The sequence below is a fragment of the Castellaniella caeni NBRC 101664 genome (genome assembly GCF_001592225.1).
In the GTDB taxonomy this organism is placed as follows: Bacteria; Pseudomonadota; Gammaproteobacteria; order Burkholderiales; family Burkholderiaceae_B; genus Castellaniella; species Castellaniella caeni.
This window is the reverse complement of sequence record NZ_BCWN01000002.1, coordinates 91568-109458: the sequence shown is the minus strand read 5'-3', so window position 1 is coordinate 109458 and position 17891 is coordinate 91568. Positions and strand designations below refer to the sequence as shown.

Below are 17891 nucleotides of genomic sequence, written 5' to 3'. Positions count from 1 at the left end.
CATAGAAGAGTAATTAAAAGGAGTAAAACGTATGAATACGCAAATTTCGATTCCTGTTTCTACCTCGTTGTTTCTGGAGTTAGCGGAGTTCTTAGAGGCAAAGAAGGACGGTCGGGACCCGGTGCAGGTGGTCTCGGACGCTATTGATTACTGGATGGCAAATGCGGACTCGAAGCCGGAGCTTCTGCACCAGAGTGCTACACATGGGTTTCAGTGGAAAAGCTTGTTTTTGCCTAGTGGTACTGAGATCCGCATGCAATACAAGGGGCAGTACCACTACGCTGCTGTTGATGGCGATCAGGTTATGTTTGATGGAAAACCAACTACACCGGGCTCACTTGCAAACAAAATTACTGGGACCAGCAGAAATGCCTGGCGAGATTTATGGATCAAGCGTCCGGGGGATACGACTTGGAGCTTGGCCGATGATTGCCGTGCGGAAGGGCAGCCGTCTGAGTAAGTTGATAAGAATGCGGCGGTGCGCTGGGAGGCGAGGGTAGACATGGTTGCCTTCGTGGAGTCAGGGGATCAGCCACTGGCCCAGCGCCAGGCCAGCCAGCAGCCCGCCCAGCACACCAGAGGCACCGCCAATGACCACGGCGATGAGTGCCATGCGTCGGGCGGCTCGGTGCGTGATGCGGGCACACCGGGCTGCCTCCTGGGCCAGGTGATCCAATCGGGTGCTGGTCGCATCCAGCATGGCCTGGATGGCTTGTTGGTGCTGCTGGTGGATGGGCTTGGCGGTGGCCTCCAGTGTGGTCGTGAGATGCCGGGCCAGTTGCTGGGGCAGGACCTGCTGGGTGTCGACCACGGTCTGGATCTGCTGTTGGGCAGCATCCAGGCTTGTGCTGACGGTTTCCAGCCGATCCACGAGGCTGGCGACTTCGCCCAGCACCTCGTGGTACAGCAAGTCGAGCTTGGTGCGGGCGTGGCCCGGGGCCGGGCCTGGGGTCTGGAGCGTGTCCATGGCGGGATCAGGCAAAGAGCGCCGCAAAGGCTGCATTCATCTGCCGATCCACAGGCTGGGCCAGGGCGCGCAAGGCGTGCCGGTTGCTCAGCTGGGAAATCCGCGCATGGTCGCTGCGGTTTAAAGGGATGATTACCGCGTGACCGCCTCGGCCACGCCCAGGGCCTCGAATACTTGACGCATATGGATGCCCGCCGTCGCCCGGCGGGTGTCGGGCAGATAGAGGTGGTCAATACTCAGCAAGGCATCGGCGAACCGGCCGGGGTCCTGGGTGGCCGCCACCAGGGCGGCGCCGGGGGCGCCCGCGCGCGCCGCGATCGAGGTCGGTACCCGCCCCACGGTCTGTATGGACGCCGCGTCCACATAGCCTTCGCCCACCAGGGCGCCCAGCGCCCGGCGTGAGGTCAGCAGCACGTCGGCTGCGCTGCCGGAGCGCAGCAGGTCCGACAGCCGCCCGACCGGGCCGAACTCGACCTGGATGGGGACGGCCGCCAGCCGCGGGCGGATCTGGTTGAGCAGCGATTGGCAGGCGCCGGCGCAGAGGATATGGAGCGTTTCCGGGGGCATGGTCGATTCAGGGTGACTCGATTGGCAGTGGGTGGGCGGGTGTCCCGCGGGGTCCCTTACGGGGCGAGGGCCTGCAGCAGGTAATCCGTGACCTCTGTGGTGGCCGCCTTGCCGCCCATGTCGGGCGTCTTCGGACCGCTGCGCACCACGGCCCGGATGGCGTCGAAGACATCGGCCGAGGCCTGTGCCTCGCCCAGATGCGCCAGCATCATCGAGCCGGACCAGATCTGCCCGATCGGGTTTGCAATGCCCTTGCCGGCGATGTCGGGCGCCGAGCCGTGCACGGGTTCGAACATCGACGGATGTGCCCGCTCCGGGTTGATGTTGCCGCCCGGGGCGATGGCAATGGTGCCCGTGCACGCCGGGCCCAGGTCGGACAGGATGTCGCCGAACAGGTTGGAGGCGACGACGACGTCGAACCGCCCCGGGTCGCGCACGAATTGCGCGCACAGGTTGTCGATGTGGTATTGGTCGGCTTTGACGTCGGGGTACTGGGCGGCGATGTCGCGGAAGCGTTCGTCCCAATAGGGCATGGCAAAGGCAATGCCGTTGGATTTCGTGGCGCTCGTGACGTGCTTGCGCCGTTCGCGCGCGCGCTGGAACGCGTAGTGGAGGATGCGGTCGACGCCCTTGCGCGTGAAGACGCTTTGCTGGGTCACCCGTTCTTCGGGCGAGCCCATGCCCACCCGCTCACCGATGCTGGAATATTCCCCTTCGGTGTTTTCGCGCACGATCAGCATGTCGATGTCCCCGGGCTGCGCGTTGCGCAAGGGGGACTGGACGCCGGGCAGCAGCTGGACCGGGCGCAGGTTGACGTATTGCTGGAACTGCTGGCGGATCGGGATGAGCAGCCCCCACAGCGACACGTGGTCGGGCACGCCCGGGTAGCCCACGGCGCCCAGGTAGATCGCATCCATGGCGCGCAGGCGGTCCAGCCCGTCCTTGGGCATCATGTGGCCGTGCTGGCGATAGTATTCGCAGGACCACGGCAGTTCGGTCCAATCGAACGAGAAGCCGTATTTCCGGCCGACGGCCTCCAGGACCCGCACGCCTTCCGGAACGACCTCGCGACCAATGCCGTCACCGGCGATCAAGGCGATGCTATAGCGTTTTTCATTCATGACTTACCCTTAAAGGCACCTACTCTTGCAAAGTATCGCATCGGCCAACCGCCAGTCTCAGAACCGTCCCGCCTGCCGGCGCACTTCGTAGGTCTGCAGGTTCATGTGGATGAGTTCATGGAGCGTGGGCTCCATGTGGTGCTTGTTCACCAGGGCAAGCATGTGCCCGAGGATGTGGTCCCCCTCGCAGCGGTTGTGCCGCTCGACGTCGCGCAGCAGCGAGGGCACGTACGGCAATTGCTGGTCGTGGAACAGGTCCCGGTATTCCTTCAGGAAGCTTTCCGGGATGGGGTGGCCTTCGGCCTTGGCGACGGCCGCGTTGCTTTCGAGAAAGTGGATGAGCAGTTCCGTGCCGCCGGGCACGCGGGCGATTTCCCCGACACTGGCGCGCATCAGGCTGGCGATGCCCGCCACGGTGGCCAGGTGCACGAACTTTTCCCACATCTTCTGCTGGATGTCGGGCACGGCCGATGCCTTGACGGAATCGGCGGGGAAGAGCGCCTGCAGCCGGGTGACGCGTTCGCTGATGCGGCCGTCCTGTTCGCCAAAGGTGATGGCGCACCAGTCGTTCAGGTGATGCACGATGCCTTCCGCATCCACCATGGAGACGATCTTCGCGAGGCCTCCCAGAACATGGGTCTTGCCGAAGACGTCATTGAGGTGCTGCAGGTGGCGCACGCCATTCAGCAGCGGCAGCACGGCGGTCTTGGCGCCCACTGCCGGCCGGATGGTCTCGATGGCGGAATCCAGGTCGTAGGCCTTGCAGCTGAGGATGATGACATCCCATGGGGTGCCGGCCACCTCGTGTTCCAGGGCTGTCTTCACCGGGCCGCTGTAATCGCCGAACTTGCTTCGGATGCGCAAGCCGTGGGCCGCCAGCAGTTCCTGGCGGTGCTTGCGCACGAGAAAAGTGACATCGGCTCCAGCCTGCGCGAGGCGTCCGCCGAAGTACCCACCCAGGCCCCCTGCGCCGAGAACCAGAATCTTCATGACTGCTCCTGATGAAATGAGAAAAAATCTTGCCGGCCTGGCAGCGCGCGTTCGTGGTGGCTGCGCCGTCAGCCCTTGGCGTATTCGTTGCGGCTCGTATCCGATGTGGCTCGTATCCGTTGCGGCTTTGACCGGGTGAGCGATACAATCGCCTTGATGTTTATTTTTGCCATATCGCACTGACATGTCAACAAAGAATTTCATTTCGTTATGTAAGCGGATCCGATCCGGTATGATGGAAGGCGCCGAGCCGTCCGCAGGCGGGGCCGCCCAGGTTTGTACGAACCGGATTTCGTTATATGATGCGGCCTCGGAAGGCGATCACGCTGGGTGGCCGGCTGGCAGAGCACGGAGCGGCGACACAACATGACCATGAATCAGCTGGATACCATCATGCGTTCGAAGGGCGACGAGGAACCGACGGGCACGAGTGCCTTCGATTCATTTCAGAAAGATCGGGCATCGCTGGCGGATCAGGCCTACGATGCGATCATCGATCTGATCCTTTCGTATCAGTTGCGCCTGGGCGAGCGGACGTCGGTCTCGTTATTGGCGGAAAGGCTTTCGCTGGGACGAACCCCGGTCAAGGAAGCCATTGCCCGGCTGGAATCGGAAGGCCTGTTGTCCGTGGCCGGGCGCAGCGGCACCACCGTCAACGACATCGACGCCCGGACGGCCAGGCAGCTGTTTGCCCTGCGCCGCACGCTCGAGGACTTTGCCGTCGATGAAGCGGTGCGCAACGTGACGGACGAGGATCTGCGCCACATCGAAGGCCTGCTCGCCGAGCTGAAATGGTCCGGACAGGAATCGGGCAGCCTGCGCCGCGACCTGGCGCGCTACGTGCGCAGCAATGTCCGGTTTCATGCGGCCATCGTGGCCTGCGCGCGCAATCCGACGCTGGATCGGCTGTACGCCCAGGTGCAGTTGCAGGCCCAGATCATCGCCTACCTGTATCGCATGGGCTCGAGTTCGACGAACAGCGCCATGAACGACAGGTACCTGGAACACGAGGCCATTTTCAAAGCCTTGCGGGATCGCGATGCGCAGAAGCTGAAGAAGCTGCTGGAAAGCCACTCGGCCTCGACTGAGACCATGGTGCTCGGGCTGCTCTGACGAAATCCGGGATCCCGGGGCACACCCGGCCGGCTGCGCCGCCCGGGTGTGCCATCCGGATGCTTATTTCGCAGCCTGGTTCCGGTTCAGGTTGTGCGCGATCAGGCCCATGATGTCGAAGACGAGCGTCGCCGCTGCCAGCGACGTGACTTCCGCATTGTCATAGGCCGGAGCCACTTCGACCACGTCGGCGCCGACGAAATTCAGGCCCGCCAGGCCGCGCAGCAGCTGCAGGATTTCGCGCGAATGCATGCCGCCGCATTCCGGCGTTCCGGTGCCGGGCGCATAGGCCGGGTCCAGCACATCGATGTCGATCGACAGGTAGACCGGGGTGTCGCCGAGGCGGTCGCGCACGCGCTGGATCGCCGCAGGCACGCCTTCCCGGTCCAGATCGGTGCAGCGGATGATCTGGAAGCCGAATTCGTGATCCCGCAGGAAATCGTCCTGATCGTAGACGGGGCCGCGGATGCCGATGTGCATGGACTTGTTTTCGATCAGCAGCCCGTCTTCGAAGGCGCGCCGGAAGGGGCTGCCGTGGTTCAGCGGTTCGCCGAAGTACGAACCCCAGGTATCCAGGTGGGCGTCGAAGTGCAGCAGGGCAACGGGGCCGTGGACTTTGGTCGTGGCGCGCAGCATCGGCAGGGCGATCGTGTGATCCCCGCCGATTGCGATCACCGCCTTGTCCTTGCCGACCAGCTTGCTGGCGCCCGCTTCGATCTGCTCGACGGCCTGCTGGTTGTTGTAGGGTGTGCAGGCGATGTCGCCGGCATCCACGAACTGCAGTTCCTTGACGGGCGTGCAGTCGAGTTCGGTGTGATAGCCGGGACGCAGCAGGCGCGAGGCTTCGCGGATCGAAGAGGGCCCGAAGCGCGCGCCGGGCCGGTACGAGGTGCCGCCGTCGAAGGGGACGCCGACGATCGCGACGTCATAATCGGGCACCGATTCGATCTGGGGCAGCCTGACGAAGGTGCCCAGGCCGGCATAACGGGGCACTTTCGTCGCTTCGACGGGGCCGATCGGGGTGTGTGCAACCATGGTTCAACTCCTGTAGGAAATGGGTGGGTGGATGGCTTCGGCCATCGGGGGCGTTGTGTGTCAGTGGAATGCCAGGTCCCGCAACCCGAGCGCAATGGGCGGGAACACCATCGTCAGGACGGTGACGAACAAAAGGATCAGGATGAAGATCGGCACGCCGCGCGCCACCGCTAGGAAGGGGCGGCGGAAGACGGCGACCGCCGTGAACAGGTTGGCGCCGAAGGGCGGCGTGGCGGCGCCGATGGCGACCTGCATGGTCACGATGACGCCCACCAGGACGGGGTCGAGCCTGGCGGCTGCAATCAGGGGGGCAAAGATCGGCACCAGGATCAGCATGACGACGATGGAATCGACGAACATGCAGCCGATGAAAAAGGCGACGTTGATCGCAACCAGGACCTTGACCGGCCCGGCACCGTCCAGTCCAACGGCGGCGATGATCGCCTGGGGCACCTGGGCATAGGAAATCGTCCAGGAGAAGGCGGCGCCGGCGGCGATCAGGATGAAGACGATCGAAGTCATGACGCCGGTCGACAGGGCGACCATCCATAGATCCCTGACGTGGATGGACCGGAAGATCAGCAGTTCCAGGATGGTGGCGTAGAGCACGCAGATGGCGGCGGCTTCGGTGGGGCTGAAGACTCCGCCGTAGATGCCGCCCACGATGATCGCCGGGAACCCCAGCGGCCACAGCGCGCGGTACAGCGCCTGCCCCCGTTCGGCCCAGGTGGCGCGCGGCAGGACCGGAATGTTCTGCCTGCGTGCGATATGCCAGCACCACGCGGAAAACAACGCGACGATCACCAGGCCCGGCCCGATCCCGGCGATGAACAGTTCGGAAATGGACGTTCCCGAGAGCACGCCATAGACGATCATGCCGATGGAGGGCGGGATGAGGTAGGCCAGATCCGCGGCATTCACGATCAGGCCCATCGTGAAGTCGTCCCGGTAGCCGGCCTTGAGCATGCGGGGCCGCATGGGGCCGCCGATGGCCACGACGGTGGCCTGGGTGGAACCGCACACGGCGCCAAACAGGGCACAGGCCGAAGTCACCGATATGGCCAGGCCGCCGCGCAGGTGGCCCATGAAGCGCATCACCAGGTCGATCAGGCGATCTGCCGAACGGCCTTTGGTGATGATGTCGGCCGCGAAGATGAACATGGGGACGGCCACCAGGGCCGAGGGCTTGACGCCGCCGATCATCTGCTGCACGACTTGCTGCAGGCTGAGGTCGGGCAGGTAGATGAAGAAGGCGAGCAGCGTGGCACCCAGAAGCGGCATCATCATCGGGTAGCCGGCGAGCAGCAGCACGCACATCACGATGAGCATCATCATCGACATGGTCAGCCCTCCGCCTGCAGTTCGTCCGGACGGGCCGCGTGCGCCGTACCCTGCTGGTTGAGCAGTTCGGTGAGTTCCGGATCTTCGTACTCATCCGTTTCGCAGTAGGAAATCCATACCCCGCTTCTGCGCGTGAGATTGGCCCAGGCGGCATACAGGTACTGCAGTCCGGTGAGCGTGAGCCCGATCACCACGCTGACATAGGTGGTCCACAGGGGCAGCTGCATGGCGGGCGTCATTCGGCCGCGCGCGGCGACCTTGGCGACATAGTCCCACGCCTGCCAGGCGAGGAAGAACATGGCGGCTGCGGTCGTCAGCGCGATGAACACCATCAGCCAGCGCCGCGGGCGTTCCGCGACCATGTCGTAGAGCGCGGACATGCGGATGTGGCGGCCGTTGCGCGTGATGTATCCGAGACCCATGAAGGTGACCGTCACCATCAGGATTTCGTTCAGTTCCTCTGAAAAATAAAGGCTGTGGGAAAACACGTAGCGGCCCAGGACGTTCGCCACCGTGTTGGCGGCCATGATCATCATGGATAGTCCGATGATCGCCGCTTCGATCCAGTTGATGGCCTGGTCGAGCCGCAGCAGCATGGGCTGCTGCGACGGGGAGGATGTCTGCATGAATGTCGGCTCCTGCCTGAATCAGATGGATCGCCCGCGGCGCAGGGACGCGCCGCGGGCATTTCCTCAGTTGCCGATCTCGGCCACCAGCGATTGCAGCAGCTCGGAACCCTGTTTCCCGACGAGGCCGGACACCGCCGCCTGGGTCTTCGCCGATCGCTGGCGGAAGACGGCACGTTCGTCGGCGGTGAGTTCGATCATCTTGACCTGCGGCTTGGCCTTCTGGATCGCTGCCCAGCGTTCTTCGTTGAACCGCTTGACGATGGCGGGCATTTCGGCCTTCACTTCCGCGAGCGTTTCGTCCACCAGCTGCTTGCGATTGGCCGGCAGCGCCTGGTACCAGTCTTCGCTGGCCATGACGGCCGTGACCAGATTCAGTTCGCCAAAATTGATCAGGTAGTCCGTCACTTCGTAGAACTTCATTTCCTCGATGGCCGGGATCGGGTTGACCTGCGCATCGATCTGGCCCAGCTGCAATGCACCATAGACTTCACCAAAGGAGATCGGCGTCGGGCTGGCGCCCAGGTCTTCGTAGGCTTTCAGGAGCAGGGGTGAAACCATCACGCGAACCTTCAGGTTGGACAGGTCCGCGGGGGTGCGCACGATCTTGCGCGTCGTCCAGTACATGGGGCCTTCACTGTAGAGGGCGCCCAGCTTCAGGCCTTTTGCGGCAAAGAACTTGGCGAGGCCCTGGTTCAGCGTGGGGCTGTCGGCGAGGATCCTGTCGGCCTGCTGGCTGTCCGAAGGCATGACGTAGGGCAGCAGCAGGATCTGGCTTTCCGGGACCAGGGTGCCCAGGTTGCCCACCGACAGGTTCGAAAACTGGATCACGCCATCGGCGGTCTGTTCGGCCACTTCCGTCGGAGTGCCAAGCGCACCGAGCGGATAGACGCTGACGGTGACTTCCCCGTTGGTCTTGGATTCGACGTGTTTCTTGAAGGCCTGCGCATAGGAATCCATGATGGAGCCGGGGATTTCCTCGATTGCGAACTTCCAGTTTTCGGCGAGCGCGGTGCCCGACAGCAGCAGGCTGGCGAACCCCGCGAGCAGGGCCTTCTTGAAGATCGAAGTGTTCATGGTGTTGTCTCCTGAGTTTCTGGCTGTTTGCCAGATGATTTGGCTGCTTGTTTGGATGAAGCCTTTTGCAGTCAATGCTAGACAGCGTATGACTTTTGTTCTATCTTGAGTTCATGAAGTTAACTTCCATGTTTTCCGGAGTAATCGATGCGCCAGGTTCAGGATACGGATCTCAAGACCCTGCGCACCTTCATCACGGTCGTCAAAAGCGGCGGCTTCACGGCGGCGCAATCGGTCCTGGGCCTTGGCGTGTCGGCGATCAGCGAATCCATGAGCAGTCTCGAAGCGCGCCTGGGGGTGCGCCTGTGCGACCGGGGCAGGGCCGGGTTCCGGCTGACGGAAGACGGAAAGGCCGTGTTTGCGGCCACACAGCGCCTGCTCTCCAGCGTGGAGGAATTTCGCCTGGACGTGTCTTCGCTGACGCAGATCCTGAAGGGCGAACTGCGGCTGGGGCTGATCGACAACATGCTGTCGAATCCCGTGTCGCCGCTTACCCGCGCGCTGCGGAACTTCTGCTGTCGATCCGACCAGCTGCGCATCCATATCGACATCGACCTGCCCTATGCCCTGGAACAGGGTGTGCTGGAAGGGCGGCTGCACCTGGCGGTGGCGCCTTCATCGCAACGCATCCGGGGGCTGGGCTACGAGCCGCTCATGCGCGAAGAACAGGGGCTGTACTGCGGCATGAATCATCCGCTGTTCAGCGTGGATGAAATACGGGCGGAACAGCTGCAGGAATACCGCGTCATTTCGCGCAGATACCTGCATGGCCAGGATCTGAAGCTGACCGGGGCCAGCGCGGCCGCGGCGGTGGCGGACAATGCCGAGGCCCGGCTGATGCTGCTCCTGACCGGGGAATACATTGGTTTCCTTCCCTGCCATTTTGCACAGGCGTGGGTGCAGGCAGGGGAACTGCGGCACATCCTGCCCGGGGAATTGAAATACGATGTCCCCTTCTATCTGATCAGCCGCACCGGCGATGCGCATTCGCGCGTCCTGTCGGTTTTCGTCCAGGACGTGCTGGGCTGCCTCGCTGATGCCGGGTGACGCCCCGGTGGATCCGACAGGAAGGCGGCTTTCGGGAAGCTTCAGGAAATGGCGTCCAGCAGGCGGTACCACATGATCCCGGCCATCATGTAGAAATGCTGGAGCTCGTGAAAGGGGATGGTCTTGATCGGCGTCACAGGAAACGCGATCTGTGCGTTTCCCTCGGTCGCCAGGAATGAAGCGATCAATTTCCCCATGGCCGTGGCCATCGCGACGCCCCTTCCGTTGTAGCCAAGCGCGATGACCAGTCCGGGTTCCGGTACGTGCACATGAGGCATGAAGTCCGCCGTGATCGCGATGCGCCCCTGCCATCGGTATTCATAATCAGTCCCCTTCAGGCCCGGGAACATCAGTTCCAGGGCTTTTTCCACGTGGGCCCATTGAGACGTGTCGGTGGGCGTGCGGGTCGGACCCCGGCCGCCCAGCACCAAGCGGCCGTCGCGGTCTCGCCGGCAGTAGATCAGCAGCCTGCGTGAATCCGAAGTCACCTCACCGCCCTGGAGTATCCTGCGCGCATCCCCCCGCAAAGGGGGCGTGGCGACCAGGAAGCTCTGCGCGCCCAGTATGGTTTTGTGCAGGCCCGGCCATATGTCGTCAGTGTAGGCATTGGTTGCAATCAGCACCTTCGGGGCCTTTACCGTAGGCCCGTTGCAGGTATGCGCATACCATTGCCCGTCCCGTTTTTCCAGCCGCTCCACCCGGGCCTGGCCGAAAATCCGGGCGCCTTTGGATCGCGCGGCCCGTGCAAGCCCAAATGCGTAGGCCAGCGGCTGGACACTTCCCGCTCGACGATCGATCCATCCGCCGGCAGAGGGCCCGGAGCCGATCCTCTGCTCGACTTCGGCCTTGCTGAGCAAGGCGACGTCGGCCCCCCGTTGCGCCCACTCCTCACAGCGCTTGCGGACCAGCCGCAAGACGCTTTCCGAGGGGGCGCTCTGTATCCACCCCTGGCGAACCGGATCGCACTGGATGTCGTATTTTTGAATCAGGTCGAACACGACATCGGCGGCTTCCCCGGCGAAACGGGCGACTTCTTCGCCGAGCGCGCCCAGCCTCCGGATCAATTCACCGGGATCGTGCTTCAGCCCAGGGATCACTTGCCCGCCATTCCTGCCGGAAGCGCCCCAGCCGGGCTGTTCGGCTTCGAGCACGACGGTGCTGATTCCCTTTTCGGCAAGATGCAGGGCGGTCGACAAGCCCGTATAGCCTGCGCCGACGATGACGACCTCCGCATCGCAGGGCCCATCGAGTGTTGCGCTGGTGAAATTTTCCGTCGATGTGGCCTTCCACAGGGAAGGTGGCCATGGCTTTTCGGTGTAAGGATCGCTCATTTCACTGCCCACGCGTAGGCTTCGCTGAACGGGTCCGCCGCAGCATGCGATTGCCCTTCCCGGTTCAGGGCCAGATTCGGACGGGCAAGCTCGTATCCGTAGCCCTGATGCTGTTCGCCGACCGTGGCGATGGGTCCCAGGCCCTTTTCCAGGCCGGGCATCAGGTCCCGCAGCCTTTCAGAGATGAGCAGGGTACTGCCGCTGGCATCGATGCGGGGCGCCTGGAGCGCTTCGGCGGGGGACATGTCGCGCTCGACGAGATTGATGATGACCTGGACGACCGCGTCGATGATGCGCCTGCCGCCCGGTGCGCCCAGGGCCGCGTAGGGCTTGCCGTCGCGGGTCATCAGCACCGGCCCCATGTTGGCCAGCGGCCGTTTGCCGCCGGCGATGCTGTTGGCCGCGCCCGGCACCGCGTTGAACCATCCCATCGCGGCATCCAGCAGGAATCCCGTCCGCGGGCACACCACTTTCGCGCCGCAATGGTTGGCCGCGGTATGGGTCAGGGAAGCGCACATCCCGTCCTTGTCGACCACGGAGATATGTGTCGTGCCGCTGGGGTTTTCGGTGGCCCCTGCGGGTTTCCAGGATATGCGCATCCCTGTGCCGCGGATGTCGTGGCCTTCAAGAGTGCCCGGTAGTCTGTCTGGTCGGCCAGCACGTCAGCCAGCGTGGTGCGCAGATCGGCCAGCAGCTCGAAGACTTCGTTTTCGTAGATGGCGGCCTTGGGGTTGGCCAGCACTTCGCCAGTCTTCGCGGCATAGGCCAGGATCGAGGGGAACTCATCCTCGACGCTGGATTCCACCCGGTTGAACAGGATGCGCACGCGCTCAGGATCCACACCCAGCTCGGCCAGGGCGGCCACGGTCTTGATGGTTTCGCGCTGGGCCTTGCCGGTGTTGATGACGGGCAGCACAAAGCAGCTCATTTCCTCGTGGGCCCCTTCGTAGCGCATCATGTGGTTCAGAAAATCCTCGATGTTGCTGGCCCCCACGTCCACGATGGCATCGTCACGGGTCAGCAGTTCTCGAAAGAGCCTGCCGAAGTGTTCGCCGCGCAGTTGATCGACTTCCAGGCCCAGGTCCGCGCCGGTTTCGTTGGTGGACTCCACGGCAAAGATCTGGGCGCCGTTCATGCGGGGCGCGAGCAGGTGCGAGGCGACAACGGTCTTGCCGACCGATCCGGTGTAGTTCAGGACTGCGACTTTCATGGCTTCATTCCTTGTCGTGTTGGGTTTCGGTGTCTTGCGATGCCTTGGCGCGGTTGGCCAGGCCTTCGCGGCGCAGGGCATCGAGGTCGATGCGCATGTCGCGGATCTTGCGTAGATCCCCCGGGGTCTGGATGCGGCTGGGTCGCCCCTGGATGGCGTCCAGCGGTGGGGTGGGTTTGGCGGCGGGTGTCGTGTCGGGCTCGACTGCCAGCGTGATGGTTGCCTGGCTTGTCTCTTCAGCAGCCAGCCGCCTGGCTTTGCGCCAGCGGCGCAGTGTGGTGATGTAGGTGTTGTGCCGCACCGGTAGGCCTGCTGCGGCCAGATCCTCCATGATGGCGGCGTGTGGCACGCCTGCAGCCACCTGGGGCTCGATAAGCGGGTAGAGCGCCCGCAGTTTCGCGGCCTGGCGCAGGCGCGGATCCAGGCTTTCCAGCACGGCACGATAACGGGCGATGGGATCGGGTTTGAGCGGGGTGTCAGTCATGAAATGCCTTGGGTGAGGATTCAGTGATGCAGGGCCGGCAGCACGGCGGCTTGCTTGCCGTCCAGCCAGGCCAGGCCTGCGGCGTGAGCTTCGTCGTAGGCGCATTGGTCGTCGGCAAAGCGCACGGACTGGCCACGGGCGGGAAAGTGCCCGCAGCCGACTTCCTGGTTGTGATCGAGCAGGCGCAGCAGGTAGCCTTCGCCGTCGCCTTCGCGCGGCACGATCTCGAACGAAAAGCGCAGCCGGGCCTGGGCCAGCTCCATCTGGAACTGCCGTGCAACCGTCGGGATGCGGGCGGCCCAGTCGCCGCCGATCCGGTCCAGGGCATCGGCGATGTTGTAGCCGCGTTCCTGCAGCCAGTCGCCGCGATCCAGCACCAGGGCGGCGGTCAGTGCTTCGCCCAGGCTCAGTGCGCCGATGCCTTCACGGGCAGCGCGGCGGGCAATGGCGAGCATCCGGGTATCGAGATTTGCATGTGGGTTCTGGGACATGAGAACTCCTTGGCCCTGCGGGTTCAGGGCGGTGATGGGGGAATGGATGGGGTGTGGCCCGAGCGGGCAGGTGTCGATCCCTTGCTGACCGATGCAGCCGTGCAAACGGCTGCGCTGCGTGGCAGGCTGAGAGGATCTGGGGATGAGGCGATCAGGCTGGATGGCAGACGGATTTATCCACAGGTCTTGCTGGTAGAAATAAGGTAGAAGAAAGGTAGAAGGCGTTTCGATGGCTGGAAAGCCCCTATCCATGCGGGTTTCCAAAATCTCGGCGCGATGTTATGCCGATAAGGCGCGATGCTATGCCGATAAGCCGCGATGTTATGCCGATGCAGGCGCGATCTTATGCCGATGCTCAAAGACACTTATCCACAAGCGAAAATCGGTCGTTTATTGATCAATTTTTGACCTGTTCGGCCTCGTCTGAATCGTCAGGCGCGATGTTATGACGATGGATTTTCAGCGATCCAGACGGGTCCAGACCGCTTGCTCATGGCCTCGGGTAGCGGCCTCGATTCGGGGCTCTGCGATCACTTCCAGGGCCGCCAGTTCAGCCAGGCTGCGCTCCAATGTGGTGCGAAAATCCCGCAGGCGGCCGGTGTACTGGGCGCGTTCCTTCAGGATCTCTAGGCTGTATTTTTGCTGCGTATCGGCCGATGTGCCGATCAGGCGCTGCAGGCTTTTGGACAGGTCGTGGCGCATCTGCAGGCGCTTGGGCCAGTCCACCAGGGCGTATTCCCGATTGCTGAAGATCTGCGCCCAGCGGGGATCGGCATAGATGGTGTAGCTGCCGCTGCGTTCGTCGTAATCGAAACCGCCGATCATGGCCAGTACGCGGGCCGATGGGTGGTTGCCGTAGCTGTACTTGACCGTGCCGTTCTTGCGCCGAGCCTCGATGCACAGGGTAAAACGCGCCAGATCCTTCATGCCTTCGTGCAGCCATTCATAGGCGCTGCCCCCGGTGGGTCTGCCCATGCCGCGCAGGAAATCCGCGCGGTTAATGGTGGGGGCCTCACTCAGCAAGGCGGTGGTCTGCAGGTACATGGCGTGCATCCAGATGTCGGCGTGATCCTCGGTCAGTTGCTTGCCCGACCCCTTGAGCAGAATGTTCGTGCCCTGCAGAAAGACGGTGTCATCGTGCAGTGCTCGCCAGCCCCGGCGCACGGGCGCGAAGATGGCGCTGCGGGCGATGTAGTTCGGAATGGCGCGGGCCGTCTCATTGATGCCAGGCACGATGAAGGGGGCCGGGGTGTGGGCCTCCTTTTCAGCAGCGGCGGCCAGGGCTTGTTGGGCCTTTTGCTGGGCGCGTTGCATGGCGGCCGACAGACGCAGCAGATTGCTGTCGTTGTGAAAGGGCAGGCGCGTGGATGTGGTCATAAAAATACTCCAGACAGGCCCGAACAAGGCCTGCCTGGTCGTGTGCAGCGCCTCACACGGGTACAGGGGGGTATGGCCAGCAGACGGAGCTGCAGGCCGTGGATGGATGAGAGGGACGGGTTGGCCTACCCAGGCCCAAGCCGTCGCGGCTCGAACCACAGTTCCTTCAGCCGGAACCGCTCGAAATACAGCACGATGTCCACGGTCTGGCGCAGGAAGGCCTGGATGGTGGCCAAGTCCAGATTGCCACCCGTGGGCGATTGCTTGATGAGCACGGCCAGGCGGTCGAAGGTATCGGCGGCGCCGTTGGCGTGGGTGGTCGTGACCGACCCCGGATGGCCAGTATTCAGCGCCGCCAGGTAATCCCAGGTCTCGGGGCCGCGCAGCTCGGCCAGAAAGATCCGGTCCGGCGACAGGCGCATGCAGGCAGCCAGGCTGTCGGTGGCCGAGACCCGGCCCCGCGTGCCGCCATACATGAGATGGATACGGTTTCGGTGGCGAGGCAGGATGAGCTCATGCACGTCCTCGATGGTGATGAGCCGTTCATCGACGGGTACGCGGTCGATGAGCGAGCGGGCAAAGGTGGTCTTGCCCGACCCCGTGGCCCCGGCCACGACCAGGTTCTTGCGCGCCAGAATGGCCGCGTGCAGGAAGGCGGGGATGTCGCCAGCGGATTTGAGCGCCATGAGCTGCTGGTCCGTCGCAGACAGGCCACCCGCTTCGCGTTGCGCCGCGGTATCCTCGACCGCATCGAATGCCCCCTGCGCCTGCAGTTCATCCAGTGTGAAGGCCGCCTGAGTGTGCTTGCGGATGTTGATGGCCATCGTCCCATCCAGGCAGGCTGGGGGCTGCACGATCTGGCCGCGCTCGCCACCCGGTAGCAGTACCGACAGGATGGGGCCCTTGGCCATGTGGTTGTAGGCCGCGAGGGCCGTGGCCAGGGCTTCCAGGTGCGGGTAGGTCAGCATCTCGCAGTCATGCAGCACCCAGGCACCACGGATGCGGGTGTAGATCTCGCCCGCCCGCACGATGGCAATCTCGGTGGCTGCGGTATCGGCCAGGTGGGCGGCCAATGGCCGCAAAAAGGTCTTGACCGCAATCGCCCGGTCAAAGGGCAGCGGCTCAGGGGATGGGTTCAAGGTCATAGACTTGGCTGAAGTCCAGGTCACGCGCGACCATGATGCCGATGCGCGTGCCCTGGTTCTTGTAGAGGGTTGGTGGAATATCGAGCGACTTTTCCAGGATCTTTGCGACGACTTCCTGACCGCCTTCACGGGTGTTGTCAAAGCGGATGTTGTTGCTGCCGGACTGCCCCTGGTTGGCCGCCCAGCTGCCGAAGTCACCGATGAGCGACAGCAGAATGGCGTTGCCAAAACGCTGCCAGAAGTGGTTGTCGATATGGCCATCCAGCCCCGCTTCGCCCAGGGGGCCGGTGCCGGGTGACCCGAGGTTCACAATCACGCCTGCAGGCGTCTCCAGCCGGTTCCAGGTGACAAAGGCGCGGGCCTGGCCCTGTACGATGCCGCCGGACTGATGGCCCGTGAACTTGGTTCCGGCATCGATCAGCTTCACCTTGCCGTTGGCGCTCATCACGTCGTGTGTGGCCAGACACGTCAAAAGCCCTGCCTGGGTGCTCACGAGTTTGGTTTGCAGCGTGCAGTCGATCATGGTGCCCTGGGTGAGCAGGAAATTGCGGTTGCCCAGTTGCCCCGCGACTGAAGGAGCGAGCTCCAGCGGCCGCAGCTTGTCTGCCAGCGGCCCGGCATCGGCCAATGGCCCACTGGGCCCCGTGGGGTGGTTGGCTGCAGCGCCGCCATCGGCAGCGCCGGCATTCAGGGGGCTGGCGAGCCTGCGCTGGGCCACTTCATCCACAGGCGGTGGTGCGGCAGGCATGGGTGGCGGCACATAGTAGGTGTGGCTTGGCTCTGCGGCTGGTGGTGGTGCTTCTGGCTTGATTGCAGGGGCCGGGCGTTCGACCTTGGGAGCCGTCAGGCGGTTGGTGATGCCGCTTTGATCAGCCTCCAGGCCGGTGGCGCTGGTCTTCTCCGTATCGCGGCTCCAGGCCTTCACCAGTACGCCAGCGGCAACCGCAAAGGCCACGAGGATGGTGAGCCACAGAAAAGCCCGGGCACCGCGCGGGGTGCTGCGGCCGGTCGTGCCCAGGTCGAGAGGCTCGCGACCCAGCTTCGAGTGATCGCGGCCAGGATTGTCCTGTTTGCCTGCTTTGTCAGGGTGGGTGGCCGCATCGTTCAGCGGCCCGCCGTATGGTTCATGATTCATGGGATATTCCTTGCTGGGGCTTGCTTCACCCGACGCTGCACAACAGGCGATGTCGTCCCGGTATGGGCCGGTGGCGGCGTTGCGCCATAGGTCTCGTTGTGGATGGCCAACACCAGATCGCCCAGGCGCAGATGCCACAGGGCAGATGTCCGGTGCAGCACCAGGGTGCGGTCGTCGGCCATATGGAAGTTGGTGATGACTTCCTGACCGTCGGGTGTCACGCGGTAGACCGCCGGGATGTCCGCACCAGGCGCGAACTGCAGCCAGGTCTGGCGGCCATCGTCCCAGGCATGGACTGGGGCAATCGTGGCATCGCCACTGCGGGTGTAGGCCAGCCAGTTCACGCGAGTGAGGGCCGCCTGCAGGGATCGCTCGATGGCGGCTTGTTGGGCGGCCTCATCACGTTTTCGAGACTCGACTTCTGGATACTGGATGACCAGCTTGTAGAGGGCCGGAGCACTGCGGCTATCGCTGTACGACAGCCGGAAGCTGTAATCGCGCTGGTTGGTCACCACGATGAGATTGGTATTGGCATCCTCGGCCGTGGGCTTGAAGAACAGGTGATTGTCCTTGTAGGTGAAGGCATAGGCGCTGCTGTCGCCAAAGACGTGATAGATGTAGCGTTCGTCTGGGGCCAGCACGATGTGGGTGGCCACACCGATCACGGCATCAAGCTGGATCACGTCGGCCGCGTTGTAGTTCACATAGCGCACGCGATGATCCAGACGCGAGGATCTGGGGGTTTCCAGGGCCAGGGCGGGCGCTGAAAACGTCAGGCACAGCATCAGGGCCAGCGCCTGACGGCTGGGTAGGTGGTCAAACATGGGATTTCCT

20 protein-coding genes are annotated in these 17891 nt (G+C 63.6%); 3 read left to right on the top strand and 17 right to left on the bottom strand.

The features are described 5' to 3' along the window. The first annotated feature begins 31 nt into the window (after positions 1 to 31). Positions 32 to 460 (top strand): hypothetical protein, encoded by a 429-nt coding sequence (locus CCA01S_RS01715; protein ID WP_066453166.1) that lies wholly within the window; start codon positions 32 to 34, stop codon positions 458 to 460. A 60-nt stretch (positions 461 to 520) separates the two neighbouring features. On the opposite strand, the gene CCA01S_RS01710 is transcribed toward CCA01S_RS01715, so the two are convergent. From CCA01S_RS01710 to CCA01S_RS01695, 4 genes are all read right to left on the bottom strand, one after another. Further along, a complete protein-coding gene (locus CCA01S_RS01710) occupies positions 521 to 967 on the bottom strand; it encodes a hypothetical protein (protein WP_066453160.1) in 447 nt (148 codons plus the stop codon). 132 nt (positions 968 to 1099) lie between these two features. After that, positions 1100 to 1534, bottom strand: a complete 435-nt coding sequence (locus tag CCA01S_RS01705) for a substrate-binding domain-containing protein (protein ID WP_066453155.1) — start codon at positions 1532 to 1534, stop codon at positions 1100 to 1102. A 56-nt stretch (positions 1535 to 1590) separates the two neighbouring features. Next, positions 1591 to 2655 (bottom strand): tartrate dehydrogenase, encoded by a 1065-nt coding sequence (locus CCA01S_RS01700; RefSeq protein WP_066453153.1) that lies wholly within the window; start codon positions 2653 to 2655, stop codon positions 1591 to 1593. A gap of 57 nt (positions 2656 to 2712) precedes the next feature. Beyond that, positions 2713 to 3645 carry a 2-dehydropantoate 2-reductase gene (locus CCA01S_RS01695; protein WP_066453151.1) on the bottom strand — a complete coding sequence of 311 codons (933 nt, stop codon included), beginning with the start codon at positions 3643 to 3645 and terminating at the stop codon, positions 2713 to 2715. 366 nt (positions 3646 to 4011) lie between these two features. On the opposite strand from CCA01S_RS01695, the gene CCA01S_RS01690 reads away from it, so the two are divergent. Beyond that, on the top strand, positions 4012 to 4758 hold the full coding sequence (locus tag CCA01S_RS01690) for a GntR family transcriptional regulator (protein ID WP_198149883.1): 747 nt from the start codon (positions 4012 to 4014) through the stop codon (positions 4756 to 4758). A gap of 63 nt (positions 4759 to 4821) precedes the next feature. On the opposite strand, the gene speB is transcribed toward CCA01S_RS01690, so the two are convergent. The 4 genes from speB to dctP all read right to left on the bottom strand — a co-directional run bounded on the left by speB (position 4822) and on the right by dctP (position 8912). Further along, positions 4822 to 5793, bottom strand: a complete 972-nt coding sequence (gene speB / locus CCA01S_RS01685) for an agmatinase (protein WP_066453147.1) — start codon at positions 5791 to 5793, stop codon at positions 4822 to 4824. 60 nt (positions 5794 to 5853) lie between these two features. After that, positions 5854 to 7134, bottom strand: a complete 1281-nt coding sequence (locus CCA01S_RS01680) for a TRAP transporter large permease (protein ID WP_066453145.1) — start codon at positions 7132 to 7134, stop codon at positions 5854 to 5856. A 2-nt stretch (positions 7135 to 7136) separates the two neighbouring features. After that, positions 7137 to 7730 (bottom strand): TRAP transporter small permease, encoded by a 594-nt coding sequence (locus CCA01S_RS01675; protein ID WP_198149881.1) that lies wholly within the window; start codon positions 7728 to 7730, stop codon positions 7137 to 7139. 96 nt (positions 7731 to 7826) lie between these two features. After that, complete coding sequence (gene dctP, locus CCA01S_RS01670) at positions 7827 to 8912, bottom strand: TRAP transporter substrate-binding protein DctP (protein WP_198149880.1); 1086 nt, start codon at positions 8910 to 8912, stop codon at positions 7827 to 7829. 72 nt (positions 8913 to 8984) lie between these two features. On the opposite strand from dctP, the gene CCA01S_RS01665 reads away from it, so the two are divergent. Further along, entirely contained in the window at positions 8985 to 9884 is a 900-nt protein-coding gene (locus tag CCA01S_RS01665) for a LysR family transcriptional regulator (RefSeq protein WP_066453136.1), read from the top strand. A 41-nt stretch (positions 9885 to 9925) separates the two neighbouring features. On the opposite strand, the gene CCA01S_RS01660 is transcribed toward CCA01S_RS01665, so the two are convergent. The 9 genes from CCA01S_RS01660 to virB9 all read right to left on the bottom strand — a co-directional run bounded on the left by CCA01S_RS01660 (position 9926) and on the right by virB9 (position 17881). Beyond that, on the bottom strand, positions 9926 to 11215 hold the full coding sequence (locus tag CCA01S_RS01660; RefSeq protein ID WP_066453134.1) for an NAD(P)/FAD-dependent oxidoreductase: 1290 nt from the start codon (positions 11213 to 11215) through the stop codon (positions 9926 to 9928). Continuing rightward, positions 11212 to 11751, bottom strand: a complete 540-nt coding sequence (locus tag CCA01S_RS01655; protein ID WP_232304939.1) for a gamma-glutamyltransferase — start codon at positions 11749 to 11751, stop codon at positions 11212 to 11214. The genes CCA01S_RS01660 and CCA01S_RS01655 overlap by 4 nt, the downstream gene beginning before the upstream one ends. After that, positions 11718 to 12425 (bottom strand): StbB family protein, encoded by a 708-nt coding sequence (gene stbB / locus CCA01S_RS01650; protein WP_232304938.1) that lies wholly within the window; start codon positions 12423 to 12425, stop codon positions 11718 to 11720. Before stbB ends, CCA01S_RS01655 begins: the two co-directional genes overlap by 34 nt. A 4-nt stretch (positions 12426 to 12429) precedes the next feature. After that, positions 12430 to 12909, bottom strand: coding sequence for a hypothetical protein (locus CCA01S_RS01645; protein WP_066453130.1), 480 nt, complete (start codon positions 12907 to 12909; stop codon positions 12430 to 12432). Between the two features lie 20 nt (positions 12910 to 12929). Beyond that, positions 12930 to 13400, bottom strand: coding sequence for a hypothetical protein (locus CCA01S_RS01640; protein WP_084386318.1), 471 nt, complete (start codon positions 13398 to 13400; stop codon positions 12930 to 12932). Between the two features lie 459 nt (positions 13401 to 13859). Continuing rightward, on the bottom strand, positions 13860 to 14777 hold the full coding sequence (locus CCA01S_RS01635; RefSeq protein WP_066453127.1) for a TrfA: 918 nt from the start codon (positions 14775 to 14777) through the stop codon (positions 13860 to 13862). A gap of 125 nt (positions 14778 to 14902) precedes the next feature. Next, positions 14903 to 15922: a P-type DNA transfer ATPase VirB11 gene (gene virB11, locus CCA01S_RS01630; protein WP_066453125.1), complete on the bottom strand. Its 1020-nt coding sequence runs from the start codon at positions 15920 to 15922 to the stop codon at positions 14903 to 14905. Next, positions 15900 to 17057 carry a type IV secretion system protein VirB10 gene (gene virB10, locus CCA01S_RS01625; protein ID WP_066453122.1) on the bottom strand — a complete coding sequence of 386 codons (1158 nt, stop codon included), beginning with the start codon at positions 17055 to 17057 and terminating at the stop codon, positions 15900 to 15902. The genes virB11 and virB10 overlap by 23 nt, the downstream gene beginning before the upstream one ends. After that, positions 17054 to 17881 (bottom strand): P-type conjugative transfer protein VirB9, encoded by an 828-nt coding sequence (gene virB9 / locus CCA01S_RS01620; RefSeq protein WP_066453120.1) that lies wholly within the window; start codon positions 17879 to 17881, stop codon positions 17054 to 17056. Before virB9 ends, virB10 begins: the two co-directional genes overlap by 4 nt. Positions 17882 to 17891 lie beyond the last annotated feature (10 nt).